The sequence below is a fragment of the Amycolatopsis sp. NPDC003861 genome (genome assembly GCF_053605405.1).
Window position 1 is genome coordinate 1 of record NZ_JBSGJD010000387.1, and the last position, 6,105, is coordinate 6,105.

A 6,105-nucleotide genomic window follows, 5' to 3' on the forward strand; every position below is an offset into this window, starting at 1 on the left:
CCCGCTCTTCCGATCTCGGCTGGGGCGGGGGCGGGGCTCCGAGGAGGAGCGCCGCCGGACCCGCGCCGCACGCGCCAAGCCGTCGCCGCGCAACCGGCCCAACCGGCAGGTGGAGATCCGCCGCCGGTGGGTTGCGCTGCTGTCGGTGCTCACCGTGGTGGCGCTGGTCTACCTGCTGTTCTTCAGCTCGATGCTCGGGGTGCAGGAGGTCGCGGTCAGCGGGTCGCGCACGGTCGCGGCCGACCAGATCCGCACGGTGGCGGCGGTCCCGGCGGACAAGCCGATGCTGCGGCTGAGCACGGACGACATCCGCGACCGGGTGGCGGCGATGCCGGGCATCGCCACGGTCGAGGTGTCGCGTTCGTGGCCGAACACGGTCGAGATCACGGTGACCGAGCGAACGGCGATCGCGTTCTTCGACAGCGGCCCGGGCGGCGACGGCGTGCACCTGGTCGACGGCGGCGGCGTGGTGTTCAAGACGGTCGCGGCCCGGCCGCCGGGCCTGCCGGAGCTCAAGCTGCCGAAGGTGTCGGCGGACGACCCGGTGACGCGCGCGGTGACGGCGGTGCTCGGGGTGATCCCGGAGCAGCTGCTCAAGCAGGTCACGACGGCGACGGCGAAGACGCCGGCGAGCGTGGAGTTCACGCTGGCCAACGGCAAGATCGTCCGCTGGGGGACCGCGGAGCAGACGGACCGCAAGGCGAAGGTCCTGGCGGCCCTGCTGACCCAGGACGGCAAGGTCTACGACGTCGCGGCGCCGGAACTGCCGACCATCACCTCCTGAATTTCCTTTTCCCGTGCACCCGGGTTCCCGTATGCCGTACGATCTCGTACGGCATACGAGAACGAGGAGGGTGCTCATGACGATCCTGGTAACGGGGGCGACCGGCAACGTCGGCCGGCTGGTGGTCGACGAGTTGCTGGCCGCGGAGGTTCCGGTGCGAGCGCTGACCGTCGATCCCGAACGCGCGCAGCTGCCGCCGGAAGCCGAGGTGGTCGTCGGGTCGCTCGCGAGGCCGTCGACCCTGCCCGTCGCGCTCAAAGGTGTCTCGGCGGTCTACCTCGCCCCGATGGCGCGGACCGTCCGGCGCTTCTGCGAGCTGGCCTCCGAAGCCGGTATCGAACGAGTTGTCGCCTTGTCGGGCAGCAGCATCGGGGACGAGCACGAAGGCTCCAGCGGTCACGAGTACGCCGCCGTCGAGGCCGCGGTCCGGGAAGCCGGGTTCGCCTGGACCTTCCTGCGGCCCGGCGTGTTCATGAACAACACGCTCGACTGGGCGCCCATGGCCCGGGCGGGCGAGGCGGCGATGGCCTACGGCGACGCGACGCAGACGCCGATCGACCTCGGTGACATCGCGGCCGTCGCCGCGCGGGTGCTGACCACCGACGGGCACGTCGGCGCCACGTATGTCCTCAGTGGACCGGAGGCGATCACCCTGCGCGGGCAGGTCGGGACCCTGGCTTCGGTGCTGGGCAAGGACATCCGGTTCCGCGAGCTGACGCCGGCGGAGCAGCGTGCGCAGTGGATCGGTTACGGTGTCCCGGAAGACGCCGTCGGCTGGCTGCTCGAAGGCTTCGCGGAAACCCTGCGGTATCCGCAGGTGCCGACCGGCGTCGTCGAGGACCTGCTGGGCCGTCCGGGAACGACGTATGCGCAGTGGGTCACGGTGAACCGGGCCGTCTTCGCAGGCTGAGCGCTAGACGCGGGTGCGGGTCATCCCGGCCAGGCCGAGCAGCGGCAGCACGCCGGCGAAGACGACGACCGCCGTCCAGCCGCCCAGGTGGAAGGCGATCGAGCCCGCCTGGGAGCCGATCGCGCCACCGATGAAGAACGTGCCCAGGTACACGCTGTTGACGCGGGCGCGGGCCGAAGGGTCGAGCTGGTAGATCACGTGCTGGCCGGTCACCAGCGTCGCCTGGACCGCCATGTCGATGGCGATCGCCGCGATCGCCAGCAGGATGACGCTGTGCGCGCCGAACCCCGCGAGGGCGAACGCGGCCGCGCAGAGTACGAAGGCGGCCGCCGTGAGCCGCCGGCCGTGGCCGTGGTCCGACCAGCGTCCGGCCAGCGGGGCCACTGCGGCGCCGGCCGCGCCCGCTAGGGCGAACAGGCCCACGCCGAGCTGGGAGTAGTTGAACGGCGGCGCGGTGAGGACGAACGCGATGGTCGTCCAGAACGCGCTGAACGCACCGAACATCGCCGACTGGTAGAGCGCTCGGTGGCGCAGCGCCGGGTGTTTGCGCGCCATGGCGAAGGTCGAGCGGAGCAGCTCGCCGTAGCGGACGTCCGTCTTGGGCGCCCGGGGCGGCAGGATGAACCGCAGCACGACGGCGAGCGCGGCCATCGCGCCGGCCGAGATCAGGAACACGACGCGCCAGCTCGTCACCTCGGCGAGCAGGCTGGCGACGACCCGGGAGAGCAGGATCCCGAACAACAGCCCGCTGACGACGCGCCCGACGATCCGGCCGCGGATGGCGTCGGGCGACAGGTCGGCGGCGAACGGGATGAGGATCTGCACCACGACCGACGCCGCCCCGACGGCCAGCGAGGCGATGAGCAGCACGGCAAACCCCGGCGCGATCCCGGTGCCGACCAGCCCGGCGCAGGCGACGGCGAGCAGCGTCGCGACCAGGCCGCGGTTCTCGAGCCGGTCGCCGAGCGGGACGAGCAGCAGCATCCCGGCGGCGTACCCGATCTGGGTCGCGGTGACCACCCCGCCGGCCGCGGCCTCGCCGACGCCGAACGTCTGCCGCAGCTCGGCGAGCAGCGGCTGGGCGTAATAGAGGTTGGCGACGGTCAGTCCACAAGAGACGGCCAGGAGAAGCACGAGCCAGCCGGGCGGGGCCTTCTGTTCGGTCTTGGTCATGCGTGCCCCCAGGAGTGGAACCGGTTTGATCGGTTCCGAAGGTACCAGTCAAACCGGTTCCGGCGTACTGTGACCCTTATGACGGACAGATTCCGCGCGGGAGCGGGCCGCCCGTGCCTCGACTTCATCCGGACCCTGCGGTACCGGGGGACCCCGTCGGAGACGGAGGAGCTGCCGGACGCGGCGGCGTGGGGAGCGTGGATCGACCGGTTCGGCCCGTTCGCCACCCCGGTCCGGCCGGAATCGGCCGAGGAAGCGCGTGCCGTCCGCGAGGCGATCCACGAGCTGCTGACGGCTTCGGTGCGCCCGTCGACCCGGCAGCGGCTGAACCGCGTTGCGGCGCTGCCGGTGCCTGCGCCGTTGCTGACGCCATCGGGCGAACTGCGCTGGCAGGCCGCGGACCCCGCGTCGGCGATGCTCGCGGTGCTGGCCCGGGACGCCGTGGAGCTGGTGACGTCGCCGGAGTTCGCGCGGGTCCGGCGGTGTGAAGGGGCCCGGTGCGGGGCGTTGTTCCTGGACACCTCCCGGCCGGGGACGCGGCGGTGGTGCTCGATGGGGGTCTGCGGCAACCAGGCGAAGAAGTCGACTTATCGAGCCAAAGCCGTCCGATAAGTCGGGCAAACACCCGACGACACGGGCGCTGCCCGCTCCTAACGTCCTGATCCGGACGAAGGGAGCGGCAAAATATGTCGAACAAAGCCGTCATCAGCCTGTCGACGGGCCTCGAGGACGCGGAAAAGGTGACCGTCGCGTTCCTGGTCGCGGTGGGGGCCGCCGAGACCGGGCGCGAGACGCTGATGTTCCTGACCAAGGAGGCGGTCCGGATCGCGCTGGCGGGCACCGCCGCCGGCGCCGCGTGCGACGGCTGCCCGCCGCTGGCCGACCTGGTCAAGCGCTACGAAGCCGCGGGCGGCCGATACTACGTGTGCCCCATCTGCTTCACCGCGAAGCACCTCGACGCCGGCAGCCTGATCGACGGCGCGGAGCTGAACGGCACCATCCCGCTGTGGAAGTGGATCGGCGACGAAGCGGCGACGACGTTCAGCTACTGAACCGGCCCGGTGATGAGTTCCCGCGCTCGCCGCCGTCATACCTGCGACGGCCACGACGAGGCGGAAGGATGACGGGATGAGTGCGGACACGCGGCTGGAGGAGCCGGCGTTCTCGGGACTGGCGGAGCGGCACCGGCGGGAGCTGCACGTGCACTGCTACCGGATGCTGGGGTCGTTCGAGGACGCCGAGGACACCGTCCAGGAGACCTTCCTGCGCGCCTGGCGGCGGCGGGAGACCTTCGAGGGGCGGTCGACGTTCCGGGCGTGGCTGTACCGGATCGCCACCAACGCGTGCCTGGATCTGCTGGCCCGCTGCCGCCCGGAGCCGGCGGCCGGGGGTGAGGTGCCGTGGCTGCAGCCCTACCCGGACCGGCTCCTGGACGAGCTGCCCGCCCTCGGTGCGGACGAGCCGGAGGCCGTCGCCCTCGCGCGGGAGACGATCGAGCTGGCGTACCTGGTCGCGGTCCAGCACCTGGCGCCGCGGCCCCGGGCGGTGCTGATCCTGCGGGACGTGCTCGGCCGGCCGGCGAAGGAGGTCGCGGAGCTGCTCGGGGACTCGGTCAACTCCGTGAACAGCGCGCTGCAGCGGGCCCGCGCGGGCATGCGGGAGCACCTGCCCGCCGAGCGCCAGGACTGGACCGGCGGCGAGGAGGACGCCGGCACGCGCGAGCTGGTGCGCCGCTACACCGAGGCCAGCGTGGCCCTCGACGTCGGCGGGATCGCCGCCCTGCTGCGGGAGAACGTCCGCTGTTCGATGCCGCCTACACCGGGCCTGCACCTCGGCCGGGACGTGGTGGTGCGGAACTGGGTCGAGGACGGGTTCGAGCAGCTGACGGGCTTGCACGGCGTCCCGACGTCGGTCAACCGGCAGCCCGCGGTCGCGTTCTACCTCCGGCGGGAGGGGGTGTACCGGCCGTTGACGATCGATGTCCTGCGCGTCAGCGGCGGGGCGATCACCGAGATCACCACGTTCGACGCCGGGCGGTTCCCGGTGCTCGGCCTGCCGGAGCGCCTGCCGGGGTAGGCCTGCTGGGGCCGGCGGCACTCCCGCCGGGTGCGGCCGGCGGGTAGCGGCCAGGGGTGCGCCATGCCGCCTCCGCGCCGCGGCGTGTCGGGGAGCTTGCCGGGACCGGCCGCCGGACCGCCCGGCGGGCGGGAAATCCGATTGCCCGCGAAGGCCCGCGGACGCGACCATCGGCCACGTGCTGGTGGAAGAGGTGAAGTCCGGGCTCCGGCGTGCCTTCACCTGGCGCGGCGATCGCCCGGACGACGGCTACTACGCCGACGTGACCGGGTGGTGGCGGCGGCCGGAGTTGCTCGCCGGCCTGGGGCCCGCGCTGGCCGGGCTGTTCGCCGACCGGCGGCCCACCGTCGTGCTGGGGCCGGAATCCCGCGGCTGCCTGCTGGGGCCGCTGGTTGCGCTGCACCTGGAGGTTGGGTTCGTCGAAGTCCGCAAGGACCGCGGGCCGTCGGCCGACAGCGAGGCCTGGCTGCAGCGGACCACCCCGCCCGACTACCGGGACCGCCACCTCAGGCTCGGCTTCCCCAAGGACCTGCTCGACGGTGGCGATCGCGTGCTGTTCGTCGACGACTGGATCGAGACCGGGGGCCAGGCCCACAGCGCCCGCCTCCTCACCCAGGACGCCGAGGCCACCTGGCTCGGCGTGGCGACCGTGGTGGACGGGTTGCGCAGCAACCAGGTGCGACGACAGCTGAACGTCCGGTCGCTGCTGCACGTCAGGGAACTCTGATCGCGGTGGCCAGCAGGGCGACCGCCCGGTCCTCGTCGCCGGTCAGCCGCTGCAGGATCTCCTGGGCCAGGTCTCCCGGCAGCTCCGCCAGCGCCTGAGTCACGCGCATCCGCACCGGAGGAGCCCCGGCGAGTTCCTCGGCCAGCGCCTCCAGGATCCGCGCACCCTGGTCCGGCTCCCGGGCCAGCACCCCCAGCACTTCCGCCGCCTCGACGTCGTTGGTGCCCTCGACCACCATCGCGACCAGCAGCGGCACCGCCCTCGTCTCGCCGCGGCCGCCCGACGCCAGCGCCGCGTGGCGGCGCACCTCCGGGTCCGGGTCGTCGAGGGCGCCCGCCAGCGCCGCGGTCGCTTCGTCGCCCGGGAGCTCGGCGACGGAGATCGGGAGAGCGGCGGGGAGGGGAAGAGGGGTGGGGGATGGGTGTAGAGGGAGGG

At 72.8% G+C, this 6,105-nt stretch carries 8 protein-coding genes; 6 read left to right on the forward strand and 2 right to left on the reverse strand.

All coding sequences use genetic code 11. The features are described from left to right. The first annotated feature begins 19 nt into the window (after positions 1 to 19). Both ACWEVN_RS45655 and ACWEVN_RS45660 read left to right on the forward strand, forming a co-directional pair. Positions 20 to 784 carry a cell division protein FtsQ/DivIB gene (locus ACWEVN_RS45655; RefSeq protein WP_452055438.1) on the forward strand — a complete coding sequence of 255 codons (765 nt, stop codon included), beginning with the start codon at positions 20 to 22 and terminating at the stop codon, positions 782 to 784. 76 nt (positions 785 to 860) lie between these two features. Beyond that, positions 861 to 1,694, forward strand: a complete 834-nt coding sequence (locus ACWEVN_RS45660; RefSeq protein WP_452055434.1) for an NAD(P)H-binding protein — start codon at positions 861 to 863, stop codon at positions 1,692 to 1,694. Between the two features lie 3 nt (positions 1,695 to 1,697). Here the strand turns inward: ACWEVN_RS45660 and ACWEVN_RS45665 are convergent, their stop codons facing one another. After that, positions 1,698 to 2,867 (reverse strand): MFS transporter, encoded by a 1,170-nt coding sequence (locus ACWEVN_RS45665; RefSeq protein ID WP_452055435.1) that lies wholly within the window; start codon positions 2,865 to 2,867, stop codon positions 1,698 to 1,700. Positions 2,868 to 2,945: 78 nt separating this feature from the next. On the opposite strand from ACWEVN_RS45665, the gene ACWEVN_RS45670 reads away from it, so the two are divergent. The 4 genes from ACWEVN_RS45670 (at position 2,946) to ACWEVN_RS45685 (ending at position 5,670) form a co-directional block, all read left to right on the forward strand. Further along, complete coding sequence (locus ACWEVN_RS45670; RefSeq protein WP_449686844.1) at positions 2,946 to 3,479, forward strand: CGNR zinc finger domain-containing protein; 534 nt, start codon at positions 2,946 to 2,948, stop codon at positions 3,477 to 3,479. A gap of 74 nt (positions 3,480 to 3,553) precedes the next feature. Then, positions 3,554 to 3,919, forward strand: a complete 366-nt coding sequence (locus tag ACWEVN_RS45675) for a DsrE family protein (RefSeq protein ID WP_452055436.1) — start codon at positions 3,554 to 3,556, stop codon at positions 3,917 to 3,919. A 37-nt stretch (positions 3,920 to 3,956) separates the two neighbouring features. Continuing rightward, positions 3,957 to 4,943, forward strand: coding sequence for an RNA polymerase subunit sigma-70 (locus ACWEVN_RS45680; RefSeq protein ID WP_452055439.1), 987 nt, complete (start codon positions 3,957 to 3,959; stop codon positions 4,941 to 4,943). A 178-nt stretch (positions 4,944 to 5,121) separates the two neighbouring features. Then, complete coding sequence (locus tag ACWEVN_RS45685; protein ID WP_449686847.1) at positions 5,122 to 5,670, forward strand: phosphoribosyltransferase family protein; 549 nt, start codon at positions 5,122 to 5,124, stop codon at positions 5,668 to 5,670. On the opposite strand, the gene ACWEVN_RS45690 is transcribed toward ACWEVN_RS45685, so the two are convergent. Next, the coding region (locus tag ACWEVN_RS45690; RefSeq protein WP_452055437.1) for a HEAT repeat domain-containing protein at positions 5,657 to 6,105 on the reverse strand (449 nt) is incomplete at its 5' end. The two genes, ACWEVN_RS45685 and ACWEVN_RS45690, sit on opposite strands and share 14 nt — an antisense overlap.

Bases quoted from the DNA above. Each gene is read 5' to 3' on its own strand.
- ACWEVN_RS45660 (WP_452055434.1), top strand. From the start codon at position 861: ATGACGATCCTGGTAACGGGGGCGACCGGCAACGTCGGCCGGCTGGTG.
- ACWEVN_RS45665 (WP_452055435.1), bottom strand. From the start codon at position 2,867: ATGACCAAGACCGAACAGAAGGCCCCGCCCGGCTGGCTCGTGCTTCTC.
- ACWEVN_RS45670 (WP_449686844.1), top strand. From the start codon at position 2,946: ATGACGGACAGATTCCGCGCGGGAGCGGGCCGCCCGTGCCTCGACTTC.
- ACWEVN_RS45675 (WP_452055436.1), top strand. From the start codon at position 3,554: ATGTCGAACAAAGCCGTCATCAGCCTGTCGACGGGCCTCGAGGACGCG.